This window comes from Pyrofollis japonicus (assembly GCF_033097485.1).
Taxonomy (GTDB): Archaea; Thermoproteota; Thermoprotei_A; order Sulfolobales; family Pyrodictiaceae; genus Pyrofollis; species Pyrofollis japonicus.
Window position 1 is genome coordinate 1,052,294 of sequence record NZ_AP028634.1, and the last position, 16,431, is coordinate 1,068,724.

Consider the following 16,431-nt stretch of genomic DNA (forward strand, 5'->3'; position numbering starts at 1 on the left):
ACTATTTTTGAACAGCTTAGTCCCGCCTAGTTTAAAATAGGGAACAAAAGCATGAGTAGAGCACTAATTCTCTACGATGATGTATTCAGACTCCACAAGGATCCTTTCGGCGACCACATGGAGTCGCCAGAAAGGATAACTCGCGTATTTAGTGCACTACGTGAGGCCGGGATATGGCCCTACTTCGTGTTTGAGAATCCGCGAAGAATAGGTATCAGAGAGAAAAGATTGTGTGAAGTCCATAGCTGTGACTACGTAGAGAAGATAAAGAAAATATCAGAGGAAGGAGGAGGTATTGTAGACCCCGACACATATGCAAACGAGTATACTTTTCAAGCGGGACTTCGCTATGCAGAAGCAGTAATTGATGCATCGAACAGAATCCTAAGCAACGAGTACGATATAGTCTTCGTGCCTGGCAGGCCGCCAGGACACCATGCAGGCATCTTCGGAAGCGCAATGGGGGCTCCCACACTAGGCTTCTGCATATTCAACGTATCGGCCCTCGCAGCGCTCCATCTTGCGAGCTTTTCGAGGAACCGTGTCCTAGTAGTCGACTTTGACCTCCACCATGGAAACGGTACACAGGAAATACTATACGATAAGCCCGAAGTAATTCACCTTGACTTGCACCAGGATCCCTCAACGATATATCCCGGGACGGGATGGCCTTGGCAAATAGGCGAAGGAGAAGCCAAGGGAACAAAGATAAACGTACTTGTTCCCCCGGACACAGGTGACGATGTATACATCAGCCTATTTGATAAAGCGATTGACATGATATTGGATTATTTCGGCAAGCCAGATTATATAGTCGTGGACGCAGGGTTCGACGGCTATATCGATGACGGCTTAGGACTGCTAAGACTCACCACCAATACCTATTATCATATAGGGCGACGCCTACGAGAACTAAGTAATAAGGTGCTAATAGTATTTGAGGGCGGATATTCAGCTGGGCTCCGTCACGCTCTTCCAGCGTTTCTTGCCGGAATTCTAGGCATACATGACGTGTCTCCCGAAGAAATGACGCAAAGTGATAAAAAGACTTGGGAGCAAGCACTAAGAGACTTCAACGAGACCGCGAAAAATGTTGAAGAAGCCCTTATGAAATACTAGGCTTTGCTTTCCTATGCTGTCTCCTTGAGCATCGTTGCTAAGCCGAGTATGGTCAGCACTATGTCCATGATGTCTCGTGACGATATAACGCCTACGGGCTTGCCCTCCTCATCTACCACGGGCATGTGGCGTACATTAAGGTCTCTCATCTTCTTAATTATTTCAAGTATGTTTTCATCGCGCTTAACCGTAATAGGGTTCTCAGTCATTACCTCCCAGGCCTGCCGTGTCTCGGCATCCCATCCCTGGGCACATGCAAATACGATATCCCGCTCAGTGACTATTCCTCGAAGCTTGCCTTCCTCGTCAACTATGAGTACGCTACCTATCCTCTTGTCTATCATGAGTTTCGATATTTCTCTAAGAGGGGTATTCATTGACGCGGTTACTGGTGGCTGAGTCATAATGTCTTCGGCGCGCAGGGGTATGGATCTCTTTTTACGTAGGAGAATCATGTGTATGTGCCTCCAGTTTATATAACATGTTTACTAGACATTATAGTAGTTTTGGCTGCACCTGTACATGTTATACTTTAACACAACAGCTTAACACGGCCAGTCTTAATCGTATTGCTCAGAAGCAATATTTTGCTAAGAACAAGGTTACCGATATACACGGTTAACGTAGGAATGACCTGCCCAGAAAACGGTATTGCCGAGGTAAGCTACAAGGCAGGCAGTCACAGGATTACCCTCATATTCTTTGATGAGGAAAATTATTGTATCGAGCGCGTAAACGAAGAGATAAAAATAGGCCTTGGAGCCGATAGCGCGTTTCTCGATGTACGCGAATCGCTATTCGGAGAAGTAATAGCTTCATTGATAGTGCTTAGGCCTAGTATAATTAAGGGAAATGAAGACCTTGTTTCAGAACTGTTTTGCAGCTATTATTTAAAGACAATAAATAATGAATTAAAGAAACTAAGACGTATATTTCAAGTAAACTATGAAAGGCTTAGAATCTCGCTTCTCTACCCACTGTTCTCGCGCCTATCAAGGCTACAGCTTCTTTATCCATGGCTAAGACCTATTTACAATGACCACATGTACTCTAACCTCTACTTTGCCTGGCTTAATGAAAAAGTGAGACAATGCGTATCCGTAGCTCGGGATAAAAACGGTGAAGTGCTTGTTACGCCATCATTCCTAGAAGAGATAGCTTCCTCGGACACTAGGCAAGCAACTACATTGGAGAGAATTACAGCAGTAACTAAAACCGTTACAAGCATAGCTTCCCCGTCAATATTGCAGGCTATACCTGCTTCACTCCTTGTTGAGGGTATTCAGTCGAAGCCTCATCCCCTTCTCCGTGATCCGCTTCTCCTTGTGCGCCTAGATGCAGCAAGAGTTGCAACAACGTTAATCGATTTCTATGATCAGCTGTTTAGCCTTACAAATCTATCAAAGGTAATTAACCGACTAAAGCCCAAGACTCGGAGGCATGGCATAATACGTGCAGCTGAAGCCGTCGAAGTAGAAGGAGTACGAACAGCTGTTGTAAAAAAGTATGCAGATATAGCAGCAGTTAAATGGCTTGTAGCAGCAATACTTACCCTTCAGCTACCAAAGCCGATACTCAGTGCACTTAAAAGACTCAATAACGAGTATTTCTTTAATAGAGTTCTCAGCGAAAAAGGCTATAACGTGGCCAACCCGATACTGCTTGATCCGCGTAGAAAACTTGCGGCCTACACCTATATAGAGGGCAAGAACCTTGCATCTATAGTTCAAGAAGAGCCAGATACCCCACTATACGAAGAACTTGGTAGGCTCATCGCATCGCTTCATAAGAATGATATATGCTTATGGGATCCTAATCCAAGCAATTTCATCTATAATGGCTCAGAGATTTTCATAGTCGATCTTGAGCAAGCACGTTTTGCATCAAACATAGAGGAAAAAGCACTAGATATAGCTATAGCGATCTACTATTCCCTGCTCTTTGACTTAAGTAAGGCGGCTGAACGTGCAACGCTATTTGCAAGAGGATACGTCGAAGGAGGCGGTGATAAAACTGCTATCCTAGAAGCCACTAAGCACAAATATATAGCACCCTTCTTCACAGCAGTGCCTTTCACGCATTTAGAGAAAGCTAGGAAGGCGTTGATAAATGCAATAGGGAATACGTGAAACACTTGGTGAGAATCTTTGCAGGAATCGTAACCGCTAGCTCCCTAAGCGAAAAAGGCTAGGGAAAATTATTGCGCTACCTCTTCTCCTTCCTCTTCTTGCCTCCTCCTCCACCCTTGCCTTTGGGCTCAATAAACTCCTTAAAGTACCAGCCATGGACATGCTTTATATGTTCCAATAATGCCTTGCGCCTAAACATTCCCTTACCGCACACAGGACATGGCCTTGCACCCGGCATTTCTCTCACCTTTCTACTGTTTTTCACAACCTTGCTCCAAGTTTGAGATGAGTAATCTAAGCCAGAGGGATAAACAAGTATTGCAGCTGCTACATGAATTAACCATATAGTCGTATGTAGTAGAGGATTCGGTTACGGGCCTTTACATCATAGCCTCACTGGGAGGCTCAAACCCGTGACCCTCACCACATCCCCTCCCTCACGTCACAGTAGCATAATAGCTGGCTAGAGGTAGATAAAGGACTTCGTTCATCAAAGGTGTAGGGCCACATAGTTATAACTCAGAGCAGTCTTGTGTCCTCCCCGGGAAGGTGGAGACCTATGCCCGGTTCTAGGAGCAAAGAGCTCTACGAGAAGGCACTCAGTATTTTCCCCGGTGGCGTTAATAGCCCTGTCCGTGCAGCTGTAAAGCCTTATCCCTTCTACGTTGAGCGCGCCGAAGGCCCCTACATCTACACGGTAGATGGCGAGAAGCTGATTGACTATGTCCTAGCCTATGGCCCCCTCTTTCTAGGCCATAAGCACCCAAGGGTTCTCGAGGCAGTGAGAGAACAACTTGAGAAAGGATGGCTCTACGGAGCCCCGTATGAACTCGAGATCAAGCTAGCAGAGAAGATTCTCAAATACTATCATCCCGGAGGCATGGTAAGATTCGTAAATACGGGTACAGAGGCAACGATGACTGCCATTAGGCTTGCGCGTGGAGTTACTGGCAGGGACCTCGTAGTCAAGTTTCAAGGATGTTATCATGGAGCTCATGATGCCGTGCTTGTAGGAGCGGGAAGCGCTGCTGCAGAGTACGGTGTGCCTATGAGCAAGGGTGTGCCCAGCGATGTTGCAAAGCTAACCCTTGTGGCAAAATACAATGACCTAGAGAGCGTTGAGAAAATAATGAGGAAGCATGGAGAAAAAGTAGCAGCCGTAATCGTTGAACCCGTTGTGGGTAATGCAGGTGTCATTCCGCCAAAACCTGGGTTCCTCCAAGGGCTCCGCGAGCTGACGAAAACCTATGGCGCACTCCTCATAATGGACGAGGTTATAACTGGGTTTAGGCTCGGACTCGGCGGAGCCCAAGAATACTACGGAGTTAAGGGAGACATAACGACTCTCGGGAAAATAGTTGGAGGAGGCATGCCAATAGGCGTCGTTGCAGCCAGTAAAGAGGTTATGAAAGAGCTCACACCCAGCGGCAAAGTATTCAACGCTGGCACATTCAATGCGCACCCCGTAACGATGGCTGCTGGCCTTGCAACAATAGAGGTTCTTGAAACCGGCGAGCCCTACAAGGTTGCAAATAACGCGGCAAAAACCCTTGTAGAAACACTTGGCGACTTGGTGAAGCGATATGGTATTGAGGCCACAATAAATCATGTTGAAAGCATGTTCCAAATATTCTTCACCGGAAACGAGGTAGCCTCTCCTGAGGACGCCCAGAAGAGCAAAAAAGAAGTCTATGTAGCGCTTCACGAGGAGTTGCTAAAGAGAGGCGTCTTCATAGCGCCGAGCCAGATGGAGGCGGTCTTTACCAGCGGTGTACATAGTGAAGATGTTGTAGAGGAAACTAAGAAAGCCCTAGAGGAATCGTTTAAGGCCCTACGAGAGCGTGGCTTGATATGAAGATACGTGTAGCAACCCGTGGCAGTAAGCTAAGCCTCGCACAGACAAACATAGCGCTCAACGAGATAAAAAAGGTCGCAGAAGACGTTGAGTTCGAAATAGTCATAGTTCGCACAAAGGGGGATATACATCAAGATAAGCCGTTCACAGCAATAGGGGGAAAGGGCCTCTTCGAGAAAGAAGTAAACCTTGCTGTACTTGAAGGCAGGGCAGATATCGCGGTCCATAGCTTAAAGGATGTGCCGAGCCAGGTGACGCCGGGACTAGTGCTTGGAATGACTCCTCCTCGCGACTCTCCATTCGACGTACTTGTATCCCGCAATGGCGCAAAAACGATATGGGATCTTCCTAGTGGGGCAGTAATAGGTACATCAAGTGCGCGTAGAACAGCCATGCTTAAACATGCTAGAAGAGACCTAGTGTTCAAGCCTCTGCGCGGCAACGTTGATACAAGGCTCGAGAAGCTCCGCAAAGGACTCTACGACGCGATCATAGTTGCCGAGGCAGCGTTACAGAGGCTCAGCATCAATATAGAGTACTGGAGGATTCCGCCCGAAATCCTTCCACCGGCCCCCAGCCAGGGCATTATAGGTGTGTACACGGTTTCGAAGCGACTAGACTTGTTAGACGTGCTTGAAAAAGCAACGCATAGGGAGACCATGATCGTTGCACGCGCAGAGAGGGCATTCCTTAGTAAAGCAGGCGGGGGCTGTCACGTTCCGCTCGGAGGTTATGCCTGGATAGAAGGTAACAAACTGAAGCTCTACGCCGCAGTAGCTAGCCTAGACGGCTCAAAGAGGGTTGATGTGGTACTTGAAGGCAGTCCGGAGCACCCAGAAAGCCTCGGCGTCTTGGCTGCGCTAGAGCTCCGAGATAAGGCGGAGAAGGCGGGAATAGAGATAAGATCCATGTAGTGATGCCTCATTATTTGATCAGGGTAGCGAAGAGGGTAATGATTTGCAGGGAGCCGGGAAAGAAGGATGTCGAAAAGGCAAGGTCTATATAGTTGGTGCTGGGCCCGGTGACCCTGAGCTGCTTACCCTGAAAGCGGTGAGGATCATTAGGAGCGCCGACGTCATAGTCTATGACCGGCTGGCGCCGACAGACTTCATCAAGAGAGAGGCAAAGAGCGATGCAGAACTGATTTACGCTGGCAAGGCTCCTGGAAGACACGCTATGAGCCAGGATGAAATAAACAAGCTACTAGAAGAGAAAGCGTGCGAAGGCAAACTCGTTGCAAGAATACATGGAGGAGACCCGTTCCTATTCGGCCGGGGCGAGGAAGAATGCATATACTTGGCTTCCCGCGGGATAAGCTGCGAAGTAGTCCCGGGTATAACAAGCGCCATAGCCGGCCCCGAGCTTGCCTGCATACCTCCAACTTCGCGTCTTGTCGCTTCTAGTGTCGCAATAGTGCCTGGAAGAGAGGCGGCGGAGCGCAAGGAGCGCCGCGTATACTATGGTAGGATAGCGAAGACTGTTGACACCATGATAGTCTTGATGGGCGTTGGCCGCTTATCGGAAATAGTGAATGAGCTGCTCGAGGAAGGACTAGACCCCTCAACACCAGTAGCTATTGTTGAAAATGCCTCGCTGCCTAACCAGCGGGTTGTAGTAGGCAGGCTTGCAAACATAGTTAGCAAGGCAAGAGAGGCTAATGTTAAGCCTCCAGCAGTCATAATTGTTGGAAAAGTTGTTTGGCTGAGGGATAAAATATGCCCAGAGACCAGCCGCTAGTCCTGCTTCTACGACCCCACCCTGTTGAGCCAGGCCCCCTAGCGGAGGCAGCAATAGTGGCTACGATTCCCGTCCTACGGGTAGTACCAAGCGAAGAATCCATCACGAAGATAGCCGCTCTCTTAGATAAATGTGACTGGCTTGTACTGACTAGCCCACGTGCCCCCGCTATGCTCAAGCCTATCCTAGGCAAACTGCGCAGTGTCGTTAAGAGCGGGCTCAGAATAGCGGTTGTCGGGCCAAAAACTGCGCAGAAACTACGCGAAGAACTAGGGCTAGAAGCCGTCCTTCAGCCAAGAGAGTACATGGGGAAAGTGCTTGCAGGAGAACTTGTCCGCCTTAAGCCTCGATGCGTGCTGCTCGCTCGATCCGAGAAAGCCAATCCAGAGCTAGCACGAATACTGAAAGAAAACAATATACAGTTCATAGAGGTCCCCCTTTACACTGTTGAGCCCATAGATGACGCATGTGAAGCAGCGGCAAGAATAGCCGACTTATTCGACTATGTAGTATTCACGAGCCCCAGTGTTGTTGACGCATTCATGGCTAAATACGGCAGAGGGAAAAAACCGAGAGAAGCAACATTCATTCCTGTTGCAATCGGGCCCACGACTGCAAAAAGGCTCGCATCGCACGGATTCACCGAGGTACTGGTACCGGACGAATACACGTTATCAGGTGTGACTAGGCTCGTCAAGAGTCACTGGGCCGCCAAAATAGGCGGTAAATAATGCGTGCAAACAAGTTCTTTATGAGACCTCTAAGCCCTAATCCCTTAAACCCCAGAGCGTAATCCGATACACCTTCAGCGCTTTCACGGTATTCAAGACCTCTTACAATCACGACTGGTATGCCTTCACTCGTCTGCCCCATTAGGAGAGCAGCAGCCGAGGCCACCTCGTCAACGATGATATCGACTCCACCGAACTTCGGCCTACCATAAATGTCTCTCGAAGCAAAACCATGCCTAACTGGCTCTATTCCAGAAGATCCTACAGCGACATCAACTGTGCCAACTTTGCCGCTGGTATTAGTCTCGGTATCAGTTATGACTACCGCAACTCTCTTACCAGTTAATTGCTCGATTTCATTCCTAAGCCTCCTAGCCTCTTCGTCGAAATTGACTATGTTTGCAACAGCGTATCCCGGAGGAACATTTGAGTAATCAACGCCACCATCCATTGCTATAAGGCCTTGGCGAGTCACAACGAACATTATTGACGAAATTGTGTTAATGAGCTTGTCGGCCTCCTCCGGGCTAGGGGATAGCCTTCTTAGCTTCTCTCCAAGAGCCCTGACATCAATGAATGCTATGAAGTCTTTTGAGGCTCTCAAAACAAGCTCTACTTCTACAGAATCCTTCCCAGTAACGAGGGACATCAGCCTTGCGGCAAACGACGGCTTGACCGTTCTCAAGTCAATCAGATGGCGGCGTGCCTTCATTACGAGCTTCGATGCAGCAACTATAACGTCTCTATCATGTATGCCGATACCCTCCTTCGCGGCAGTGTCTACAATGAGCTTTGCAAGATCTGTTCCAGGCCTTGCCTCGGGTAAGCTTAGCCCAATAACTTCGAAACGTCTAGCCACTGTTACGCCCATGAGTATTGCTTAAGCCGCTGACGTGGACTTATTAGTTGCACCGATAAACAAGGCATGGTTATTTCATCTAAGCGAGGAGTATGATATCACATTCCCTGAAAATAGGAGAGGAGAAGCCGGGTTGGAATGGTAGCCGGGCGGGGATTCGAACCCCGGTCACGGGGGTTCTTCCGCCCACGGGAAGGCCCGTAGCCCGCTGGGCGGCCAAAGCCCCGCATCCTTGGCCGCTAGACGACCCGGCTACCCGGTCTCTAGTTCCGTGTTTAGAGTAGTGTAGTCGCTTGCTAGGGTTTATTGGGCTTATCGCTTCTTGACGCGAGACTCAACTGGCGGCGGGTCGAACTTGTTCCTTATGAGGAACTTGTCAACCATGTCCTTTGCCTTCTCTCGGCGCTTCTGGTGCTCTTCTAGGAATTTTGCCACGCGCTCAGCTAGTTCTCTCTTGCATTCACCGCAGAGAAGCTTGCCTGTCTTGCAGGCCCAGTAGCGCTCTTCGAGCTTCTTGTCATCAGGCTCAAACATTAGCTCGTATAGCTTGAATATTGGGCATCGATCCGGGTTTCCTCCAAGCTTTCTCTGGAGCTCAGCGGTGGGCTGCCCCCCGGTGAACGCCCTCATGATTTTCTTCTTAGCCACTTCCGGCGGATCGGTTGTGTAGAGTGCTGTCTCGGGCTTAGAGGACGACATCTTTCCCTCGGGCCCAAGCCCCGGTAGTAGCTTACCGTGTATCTGTGCGGGTTTCGGGTAGCCGAGGCTTGGCGCAATGTCCCTGGCTATACGCCAGTATGGGTCTTGGTCTATGCCTGCAGGTATTAGGACCCATGTAGGTTCTCCGTAGATCTCTGAGGGCAGAAACGCCATTGCTATCTGGAGCGTTGGATAGAATATCATGCCGACGTTTGTTGAGTCTGTGAACCCAAATGCCGCCCTCTGCACGGAGAACGTTATCTTCTTTGCAACCCTCGCGGCTATGGGGTAGAGGTACCTAATGTCCTCGCTATCTATGACTATATGGGTCTTCTCCGGCTTGAACCCCACGGCTATTATGTCAAGAATATTCTCGTAGGCCATACGGTTAGTGTCCTCTAAGCGGTAGCCCTCTTCGTGCCAGAACTTCTCGTCGTCAGTGATCTGGAAGAACAAGTCTATGCCGAGCTTCTCTTGAAGCCACTTCGTAAACACCCATGGAAGTATGTGGCCGAGGTGCGTGTGTCCCGAAGGACCTCTACCGGTATAGAGTGCTGTTCTCTCACCGCGTCGATAAGCTTCGAGGAAGGCATCCAAGTCCCTATGGGAGTAAAACACGCGGCGCCGTATCATGAAGTGCTGTTCGCCAACAACCTCCTCTAGGAGCCTTGCCTCGCGCTCAGTAAGGGGCTTTGCACCGAATATCTCTATGAGCCTATTATAGTCAACGAATGCCTCAGCTTCCCAAGGAGTTACATCTGGCTGCTCGTTCGCCACAAAAGCTGACCACCAGGAAGGCTAGCGCACTACACGCCAGGGAGGTAAAGAGGCTAACGCGTCGCCAACTCCGATAAAACAATGCGGCGAGGGCAACCTAGATGAGAGTGCGACCGGGGACAACTACATAGTGGCAATGAGGGTGCCTGGGGGATCCCCCTAGCCTGACCACGGCTCAGGAGCCGTGGAGGTGAGGAGGTGGCCCCCTCCCCGAGCCACCTCAAGTAAAGGGGTGTATTCATGGGCGTGGGAGGACTTACAATCCTCCCCCTCTCCTCTATCTCAGTGGTGCTGAATTGTGGCCAAGTATCGTATTCCTTTATACGATGTCCATAGAGAACTAGGGGCAGAGTTCGGCGAGTTTGCTGGCTGGGAGGCACCAATAAACTATGGAAGCGTTATTGAGGAGCACTTGGCTGTACGGCGAACCGTCGGATTCTTCGACCTAAGCCATATGGGGCGCCTTATCCTAAGCGGGCTGGACGCGACAAAGGTTCTAGACTACCTTGTCCCTCGTGACATATCCTCCGAGGAGGGCATGATGGTTGGGCCTACAGCTATGCTTAATGAGAATGCTGGCTTCCGCGACGACATTATGACCTATAACCTAGGCTCTGATGGGTGGCTTATAGTGCCTAATGCAGCTAATAGAGAGAAGATATTGAGCCACATCCAAGAGTGGATAGGAAAGCTTAAAGCTAATGCACAAGTCGAGGACAAGACGTTCGACTGGGTGCTCTTCGCCGTCCAGGGGCCACGTGCAGCCAGGCTAATGGAACAGCTAGGAGTATCCCGCGAAGTCCTTGAGCTGAAGGCCCTAAGATTCGTGCGAAATGTCGTATTCGAGGCAGCGAGGGCAAAAGCATTACTTGTTTCGAGAAGCGGCTGGACCGGGGAAGATGGTTTCGAAATAATCGCCGAGGTCTCAGAGGGCGAAAAAATACTGCGCAAAGCAGCCGAGCTAGTAAAGAAGCTTGAGGGGAGCTTGTGCGGCTTAGGAGCCCGTGACAGCTTAAGAATGGAGATGGGCTTCGTCCTCTACGGCCACGAAATAGACGAGGAAATTAACCCAGTCGAGGCCCGTTATTGGTGGGTCTTCAAACCAGGCCCCAAAGCGGAATGTCTAGGTTGTCCAGCACTGCGCGAAGCACTCCGCAATGGCGCTGAAAAAGTTAGAGTTGGACTAAGGCTAAGCAAGAAGGCAAGAGTGATACCACGGCAGGGAGACAAGGTGTACATCGAAGACGTGGAAATAGGGTACGTCACAAGTGGCGCGTATAGCCCAGTGCTTGGCAGGAGTCTTGCCCAGGCATACATTGATGCAAAGCATGCATTAATGGGCTTAGATGTTGAGGTCGAGCGGCGCGGAAAGAGATACAAGGCAAAGATAATAGACTTCCCGGCAGTGACGCCAACGTCGAGCCTGCCAACCTAAACCAGCCTTTTCCTATTCATTGTCGAAGCTGAGGCAATAATTGGTTAACTAATTAAAACTTGGAAGAACATAGGTAAGTGATACCGCTGTAGCACCGGATACTGGACATACTCCGAGGAAGGTCTTCCTTTTCTCCAACCAGCTTAATACAGTGCTATAGATTACCTCGCCTAGTCTAAACCCTAACCTCTTCACAATATCTGGTTTGGTGGGAGCCGTGAGTCTGGCTCTAGAGAAGCTCGCGGCACTTGAAAGCTTATCCGAGAGCCTCGAAGAGGTGGGCAGCAACGAAGCCACCTCCTCTCCGATAATTAGCCCTCATCGCTTCATGGACCACGTGCGCACGGTTACTACTGCATTCATAATAGCTGGTAGGCTCGAGGGAGCACGGCTCATAAGGGTCGTGGAGGACTATGGGTTCTCGGAGACGATGTGGGCAAGGGTAATAGTGTGGTTCGACGGAGTAGTATTCTACATATATGCGAAACCATACATAGACGTTCCGGACGTAGATCTATTGGTTGACGATGCGGCAGAAATAGCTGAGAAGCTGGGAGAAAACCATGTAGTTCCCGTAGGCGCAGCTTATGAGTACAGTTTTGACGCCGAGAGATACGCTAAGAGTATCGAGGTCGAGCTAGTCCACCTAGGACTCTGACCTCCTAAGCTTCCTCAGCGCCTCTTCTACCAGCCTCCTAGCAACAACGGGGTCCGCTCTCCCCCTTGTTTCCCTCATAATCATCCCAACGAGAAAGTTTATTGCCCTCGGATTCCTCAGCGCATCCCTAACAGCCCTCGGGTTTTCCCTTATCACTTTCTCTACAATCGGCCTCAGCTTCTCCGGATCAGCTATTCTGGTATAGCCGAGTTTCTCGACAAGCTTGTCGGGCTCTTCCCCTGTTCTAACAAGGTGCTCGGCAAGCTCCTTTGCCTGCCTTATACTGATCACGCCGCTATCAACTAGCTCCATTACGCGCGCCACGTGGCTCGGCTTAACTCTAGAATAAAGAGGCCTAAGATCCTCATCTTTCAACCAGTTAAGGAGATCATTAACAATGTAGTTTGCAAGCCTGCCCACGTCACCTCTGTACGTCTTTGCCGCATCTTCGAAGAAGTCTGCCAAGACCTTCCTAGAAACAAGGACTTTCGCCGTTTGCGGGCGAAGACCATATTGTTCTATGAGTCTCTTTACCCGTGCATCGGGTAGTTCCGGCAAAGATTCTCTGAGCTTAGCGACAAGGTCTTCGGGGATAGGTATCGGAGGAAGATTAGGCTCCGGCATATATCGATAGTCTTCTTCTGCCTCCTTGGCCCGGGCTGGTAGTGTTACTTTCCTAACAGGGTCCCAGTGCCTAGTCTCCCTCTTTACCTTAAGCCCTTTTAGCACAAGGTCTCGTTGCCGGGTATACTCGTATGCAAGAGCCCTCTTCACCTCCTGTATACCCGTAATGTTCTTGATCTCTACTCTTTCTCCCCCCTCTATGCTGATATTGGCGTCAGCCCTCATTGAGCCCTCCAAGCCACAGTCGCAGATACCTAGGTGCTCAACAATGCTCCTAAGCTTCTCGAGAAACGCGGCTGCCTCTTCGGGGCTGCTCATATCTGGCTCGGTAACTATCTCGAGTAGAGCTATCCCGCTCCGATTGTAGTCGACAAGCACATAGGGGCTCGTATGAGGGCTTCCACCAGGATATACTATCCGGCCAGGGTCTTCCTCGATGTTTATTCTCCTAATCCTTACTCTTTTGGCGCCGCTTGGTGTCTCTATCTCAACGTAGCCGCCGCGGCAAATTGGCTCTAAGTACTGTGTTATCTGGTAGTTCTTCGGTAGATCGGGGTAAAAGTAGTGCTTTCGATCAAAGCGTAGAACTTTCGCCACCTTCCCGTTTATGGCGAGGCACAGCTGTATGGCCTTGTGGACCGCCTCCTCATTCGTTACTGGCAACGCTCCTGGGAGCCCAAGGCAGACGGGGCATACGTGAGTATTAGGCTGTGCTCTGCGGTAATCAGAGCTGCAGCCGCAGAATAGCTTGGTCTTAAGGCTTGTTATCTGGACGTGGATCTCGAGCCCTATTACGGCGCGCGGCTCCATCATGGCATTCTTCCTCGCCGCTAGCAGTGGCAGGGCCCTCTTCCTGTAAGCTGGGATATCCCTGCTAGGCCGTAGTGGCTTCACTCTCTGCGGGGATAAAACTATCTTCCTCGTAGACAAAACAATACTTGACCAGCTTTCGCTTCGCGGCTCTTGGAGGATGAGGTGTTTGCCTAGCCTCGAGGAGCTCGAGAAGCGCGCACTTAGCGTCCTTGATAACGCATACGCGCCCTACAGCGGTGTAAGGGTCGCGGCTGCTGTTGAGGCGGAGGATGGGTCAGTATTCCTTGGGGTAAATGTTGAGAACGCCAGCTATGGGCTAACTATATGCGCAGAGCGCTCAGCAGTAGCGTCAATGGTTACAGCTGGTAAGCGAAAACTGAGAAAGGTAGTAATTGTCTCGTCTACCGAGGAGCCACTTCCTCCGTGTGGCGCGTGCCTCCAGGTCCTGGTCGAGTTCGGTGATAGGGGTACAGTCGTGGTCTCTATATCAGCTAAGTCGGGCAAGAAGAAGATGTGGAGGCTAGAAGAGCTCGCAGGCCACCTCTTCTCAATAAAGGAGATAGTGCAAGGAGGTAGAGGGGCTCAGTCCTAACCCCCAGGCATCTTCATCAACGGTCTTCGAGTACAGGCCAGCCTCCTCACAGCCCAAGAAGACTATATGTAATGGCCTCCAGGCTCTAAAATAGAGAATCTACATGCAAACCTATTTTAACCCTAAACAGCTCCTATTCACATGTTAAACCGCGTAGCATGGTGTAATGTAAGAATGGAAAATAACGTAGAAGAAACCAAAATATCCGAGCTCAAACCCGGAATGAACAACGTAAACGTAAAGGTCCGCGTCCTCGAAGCCGAAGAGCCACGCGTGATAAACACGCGTAAAGGCCCCCGCACTATAAGCGAAGCAGTAGTCGGCGACGAGACTGGACGAACACGCTTAACCCTCTGGGGCCACGCGGCTGGCAGCCTCAAGCAGGGCGAGGCAGTAGAGATACACGGTGCATGGACAACGGCTTACCGCGGCCAAGTAGTCCTCAATGTTGGCGGTAAGAGCAACATAGAGCACGTTGCGGACGAGGAGGTCCCGGCAGCAGAGGACGTACCAGAGGAGACGCCGCGCGCGCCCGAGGGTTATCGCCCGCCTAGGCGTGGCGGAGCCGGAGGAGCACGCGGCTCCTATCGCAGGAGGCAGCCGCGCTTCTAAGACAGCATAGCCCCCATGCATGTGGGAGAGGCGCTGCCCGTAAACAAGTAGGTTTTTCAAAAGCCACGTAACATGGCTAATCCTTCAAAGTGTGTAGCTCCTTTTCGCGTGTTTCAGCTGTTGCATTATTTGTTCAGTCAGTGAATGCTGCCTCAACCCCGCTAAGCCTGAGAATAACCCCCGTCATGAGCATTATTGAGCCGGCTAAGAACATTAGAAGCGCTACAACTGATAATGAAAGGTATGGGTGGCTCACTAGGTGAGCTGTGGCGTTAAGCGATGCATAGATCGCGTTGTTGCTCCTGATAACTATGCTGTCAAGCGGTGATAAGCCTTGCAACGAGATGTTCTCTCCCGGCTTCACGCTTACCGATATATTGGTATATGGTGCCGAGATCACGGTAATCGTTGAAGGGCCGCGATTAAGTATTGTGAGATCTATGCTGCTTACCCTCTCGGCACGGAGGCCACTATCCTCGCGGAACAAGTTGAGCACCACGATGGAGTAAGACTTGTTGGAAGCTATCATGCGGCTAGCATGCACCTCACTAGTAACCGTATAAAGCGCTGCAATGGATGAAACTAGTGCGATAACTAGGAGCACTACACCGAACCTGATAAGATAGCTACTGAGAAACTTGGCCGCCATTTCTCACTCTGGCCCTCCGAGCTCCGCTCCGATTATGTCTCCCTCGCGGGCCACCATTATTGAACCTGGGTCACGCAATATCGGTTAATTTTGGTGTCGCGGCAACAAGCATTAGCCACTTAGTCGCCTGAAACCCGGCCTAAGAGTAGCGGGAAGAGAAGGCATGCCTAGACAAAAGACTTGGAAAAGGAAGTACCTCCTCTGGCGCATCACTCTACTAGCCAGCCTTGCGTTAATAGTGGTAGGCTTGTTTGCACCATCTATTACCATAAGGAAAGAGAGTGTGAGCGCTTGCCTCATACCGTACAACACACTTCACATTGCTATTCAAGAGATAAACTCGTCGCTCAAAGTAAAGGACATAGTGGTAATATACAGCAAGTGTACAACCACGGAATGCTCTTCTACATCATCAACAATAAGCATTAGCATAAATGATCTACGGGAAGGCGCAAAAACGATTGTCCTCGGGCCGAGCATGTTCAACAATATAGTAGCAGAGCTAGAGACAGGCGAAACACTACCAGCATCCAACGTGAAAAGCACTGGCATGCATGGATCATCCCTCCTCTTCACCTGGAACTATCCATCGCTCAAAATGCTACTATATGTAGGCATGTATGCGAAGAAGGCCTATATTAGCACGGATTATCCGCTATTTGGTTACGAGTCGCCAAGACAGTGCATGGCCAAGCATGTTAGTGAAGAAAGAGGTACGACCATAGGAGTCCTCGTATGTAGTAAGAATTTGTACGAAATACAGCTCGACTTTACTAGGAGACAATACCTTGGCCTCCTCGTGCAAAAGGCTGAGGTGGAGAGCTATGCTTGTCCCACAACGCTGCAGCTCCGAACATATATCGATACAGCGTTAATCCTGGAGGCGGCTGCGTCTTCGTTGCTCGCATCGTTAATCCTAACATACTTCAAAAATAGAAAGAAAACAATATGATCGCCCGTCCTATCCCGGCTTGAATATTTCCCAAAAGTATTCGGATTGCTTCTTCCAAGTTCTAAACTAGTATCTACCTAGCACCAGCAACATAGTTATCGCTATTTAAACTCAAAGTGTATTAGACTCAATTATGCGAGCCAGCGTCCACTCTAAGGAAAGCTTTTTAAAGACGTACAATAAATCTAAT

At 49.9% G+C, this 16,431-nt stretch carries 17 protein-coding genes and 1 tRNA gene; 11 read left to right on the forward strand and 7 right to left on the reverse strand.

The features are described 5' to 3' along the window. Positions 1–51: 51 nt before the first annotated feature. Positions 52–1,119, forward strand: a complete 1,068-nt coding sequence (locus tag SBG41_RS05370) for a histone deacetylase family protein (protein WP_317894530.1) — start codon at positions 52–54, stop codon at positions 1,117–1,119. An 11-nt stretch (positions 1,120–1,130) separates the two neighbouring features. Here SBG41_RS05370 and SBG41_RS05375 read toward each other — a convergent pair whose 3' ends face one another. Then, positions 1,131–1,574, reverse strand: a complete 444-nt coding sequence (locus SBG41_RS05375) for a CBS domain-containing protein (protein ID WP_317894531.1) — start codon at positions 1,572–1,574, stop codon at positions 1,131–1,133. Positions 1,575–1,748: 174 nt separating this feature from the next. On the opposite strand from SBG41_RS05375, the gene SBG41_RS05380 reads away from it, so the two are divergent. Then, positions 1,749–3,248, forward strand: coding sequence for a BUD32 family EKC/KEOPS complex subunit (locus SBG41_RS05380; protein WP_317894532.1), 1,500 nt, complete (start codon positions 1,749–1,751; stop codon positions 3,246–3,248). A 76-nt stretch (positions 3,249–3,324) separates the two neighbouring features. On the opposite strand, the gene SBG41_RS05385 is transcribed toward SBG41_RS05380, so the two are convergent. After that, entirely contained in the window at positions 3,325–3,486 is a 162-nt protein-coding gene (locus tag SBG41_RS05385; RefSeq protein ID WP_317894533.1) for a hypothetical protein, read from the reverse strand. A 321-nt stretch (positions 3,487–3,807) separates the two neighbouring features. Here SBG41_RS05385 and hemL point away from each other — a divergent pair, with 321 nt between their 5' ends. The 4 genes from hemL to SBG41_RS05405 are packed head-to-tail and all read left to right on the forward strand — an operon-like array spanning position 3,808 to position 7,571. Continuing rightward, positions 3,808–5,103, forward strand: coding sequence for a glutamate-1-semialdehyde 2,1-aminomutase (gene hemL, locus SBG41_RS05390; protein ID WP_317894534.1), 1,296 nt, complete (start codon positions 3,808–3,810; stop codon positions 5,101–5,103). After that, positions 5,100–6,017, forward strand: a complete 918-nt coding sequence (gene hemC / locus SBG41_RS05395; RefSeq protein WP_317894535.1) for a hydroxymethylbilane synthase — start codon at positions 5,100–5,102, stop codon at positions 6,015–6,017. The genes hemL and hemC overlap by 4 nt, the downstream gene beginning before the upstream one ends. Positions 6,018–6,060: 43 nt before the next feature. Next, on the forward strand, positions 6,061–6,840 hold the full coding sequence (gene cobA / locus SBG41_RS05400; RefSeq protein ID WP_317894536.1) for a uroporphyrinogen-III C-methyltransferase: 780 nt from the start codon (positions 6,061–6,063) through the stop codon (positions 6,838–6,840). Further along, the gene (locus SBG41_RS05405; protein WP_317894537.1) at positions 6,819–7,571 is read left to right on the forward strand and encodes a uroporphyrinogen-III synthase; all 753 of its coding nucleotides are present in this window, start codon (positions 6,819–6,821) and stop codon (positions 7,569–7,571) included. Before cobA ends, SBG41_RS05405 begins: the two co-directional genes overlap by 22 nt. Here SBG41_RS05405 and SBG41_RS05410 read toward each other — a convergent pair. The 3 genes from SBG41_RS05410 to SBG41_RS05420 all read right to left on the reverse strand — a co-directional run bounded on the left by SBG41_RS05410 (position 7,534) and on the right by SBG41_RS05420 (position 9,906). Beyond that, positions 7,534–8,430: a coenzyme F420-0:L-glutamate ligase gene (locus SBG41_RS05410; protein WP_317894538.1), complete on the reverse strand. Its 897-nt coding sequence runs from the start codon at positions 8,428–8,430 to the stop codon at positions 7,534–7,536. The genes SBG41_RS05405 and SBG41_RS05410 overlap by 38 nt on opposite strands. Positions 8,431–8,569: 139 nt before the next feature. Continuing rightward, positions 8,570–8,684: transfer RNA gene (locus tag SBG41_RS05415), tRNA-Gln, on the reverse strand. A gap of 58 nt (positions 8,685–8,742) precedes the next feature. Continuing rightward, complete coding sequence (locus SBG41_RS05420; protein ID WP_317894539.1) at positions 8,743–9,906, reverse strand: tryptophan--tRNA ligase; 1,164 nt, start codon at positions 9,904–9,906, stop codon at positions 8,743–8,745. A gap of 298 nt (positions 9,907–10,204) precedes the next feature. On the opposite strand from SBG41_RS05420, the gene gcvT reads away from it, so the two are divergent. Both gcvT and SBG41_RS05430 read left to right on the forward strand, forming a co-directional pair. Beyond that, complete coding sequence (gene gcvT, locus SBG41_RS05425; RefSeq protein WP_317894540.1) at positions 10,205–11,341, forward strand: glycine cleavage system aminomethyltransferase GcvT; 1,137 nt, start codon at positions 10,205–10,207, stop codon at positions 11,339–11,341. Positions 11,342–11,558: 217 nt separating this feature from the next. Next, a complete protein-coding gene (locus SBG41_RS05430) occupies positions 11,559–11,999 on the forward strand; it encodes a hypothetical protein (RefSeq protein WP_317894541.1) in 441 nt (146 codons plus the stop codon). Here SBG41_RS05430 and gatB read toward each other — a convergent pair. Further along, complete coding sequence (gene gatB, locus SBG41_RS05435; RefSeq protein ID WP_397470788.1) at positions 11,988–13,433, reverse strand: Asp-tRNA(Asn)/Glu-tRNA(Gln) amidotransferase subunit GatB; 1,446 nt, start codon at positions 13,431–13,433, stop codon at positions 11,988–11,990. The two genes, SBG41_RS05430 and gatB, sit on opposite strands and share 12 nt — an antisense overlap. Positions 13,434–13,602: 169 nt before the next feature. Here gatB and SBG41_RS05440 point away from each other — a divergent pair, with 169 nt between their 5' ends. Beyond that, positions 13,603–14,028, forward strand: a complete 426-nt coding sequence (locus tag SBG41_RS05440; protein ID WP_397470750.1) for a cytidine deaminase — start codon at positions 13,603–13,605, stop codon at positions 14,026–14,028. Positions 14,029–14,202: 174 nt separating this feature from the next. Next, entirely contained in the window at positions 14,203–14,640 is a 438-nt protein-coding gene (locus SBG41_RS05445) for a single stranded DNA-binding domain-containing protein (RefSeq protein WP_317894544.1), read from the forward strand. A 133-nt stretch (positions 14,641–14,773) separates the two neighbouring features. Here SBG41_RS05445 and SBG41_RS05450 read toward each other — a convergent pair whose 3' ends face one another. Beyond that, entirely contained in the window at positions 14,774–15,289 is a 516-nt protein-coding gene (locus tag SBG41_RS05450) for a hypothetical protein (RefSeq protein ID WP_317894545.1), read from the reverse strand. A gap of 163 nt (positions 15,290–15,452) precedes the next feature. On the opposite strand from SBG41_RS05450, the gene SBG41_RS05455 reads away from it, so the two are divergent. Further along, entirely contained in the window at positions 15,453–16,241 is a 789-nt protein-coding gene (locus SBG41_RS05455) for a hypothetical protein (RefSeq protein WP_317894546.1), read from the forward strand. Positions 16,242–16,431 lie beyond the last annotated feature (190 nt).

Excerpts from the sequence above, each read along its gene's own strand:
- SBG41_RS05380 (WP_317894532.1), top strand. The coding sequence starts at position 1,749 with ATGACCTGCCCAGAAAACGGTATTGCCGAGGTAAGCTACAAGGCAGGC.
- SBG41_RS05385 (WP_317894533.1), bottom strand. The coding sequence starts at position 3,486 with ATGCCGGGTGCAAGGCCATGTCCTGTGTGCGGTAAGGGAATGTTTAGG.
- SBG41_RS05405 (WP_317894537.1), top strand. The coding sequence starts at position 6,819 with ATGCCCAGAGACCAGCCGCTAGTCCTGCTTCTACGACCCCACCCTGTT.
- SBG41_RS05450 (WP_317894545.1), bottom strand. The coding sequence starts at position 15,289 with ATGGCGGCCAAGTTTCTCAGTAGCTATCTTATCAGGTTCGGTGTAGTG.
- SBG41_RS05370 (WP_317894530.1), top strand. The coding sequence starts at position 52 with ATGAGTAGAGCACTAATTCTCTACGATGATGTATTCAGACTCCACAAG.
- gatB (WP_397470788.1), bottom strand. The coding sequence starts at position 13,433 with ATGGAGCCGCGCGCCGTAATAGGGCTCGAGATCCACGTCCAGATAACA.
- SBG41_RS05375 (WP_317894531.1), bottom strand. The coding sequence starts at position 1,574 with ATGATTCTCCTACGTAAAAAGAGATCCATACCCCTGCGCGCCGAAGAC.
- SBG41_RS05455 (WP_317894546.1), top strand. The coding sequence starts at position 15,453 with ATGCCTAGACAAAAGACTTGGAAAAGGAAGTACCTCCTCTGGCGCATC.
- hemL (WP_317894534.1), top strand. The coding sequence starts at position 3,808 with ATGCCCGGTTCTAGGAGCAAAGAGCTCTACGAGAAGGCACTCAGTATT.
- SBG41_RS05445 (WP_317894544.1), top strand. The coding sequence starts at position 14,203 with ATGGAAAATAACGTAGAAGAAACCAAAATATCCGAGCTCAAACCCGGA.
- hemC (WP_317894535.1), top strand. The coding sequence starts at position 5,100 with ATGAAGATACGTGTAGCAACCCGTGGCAGTAAGCTAAGCCTCGCACAG.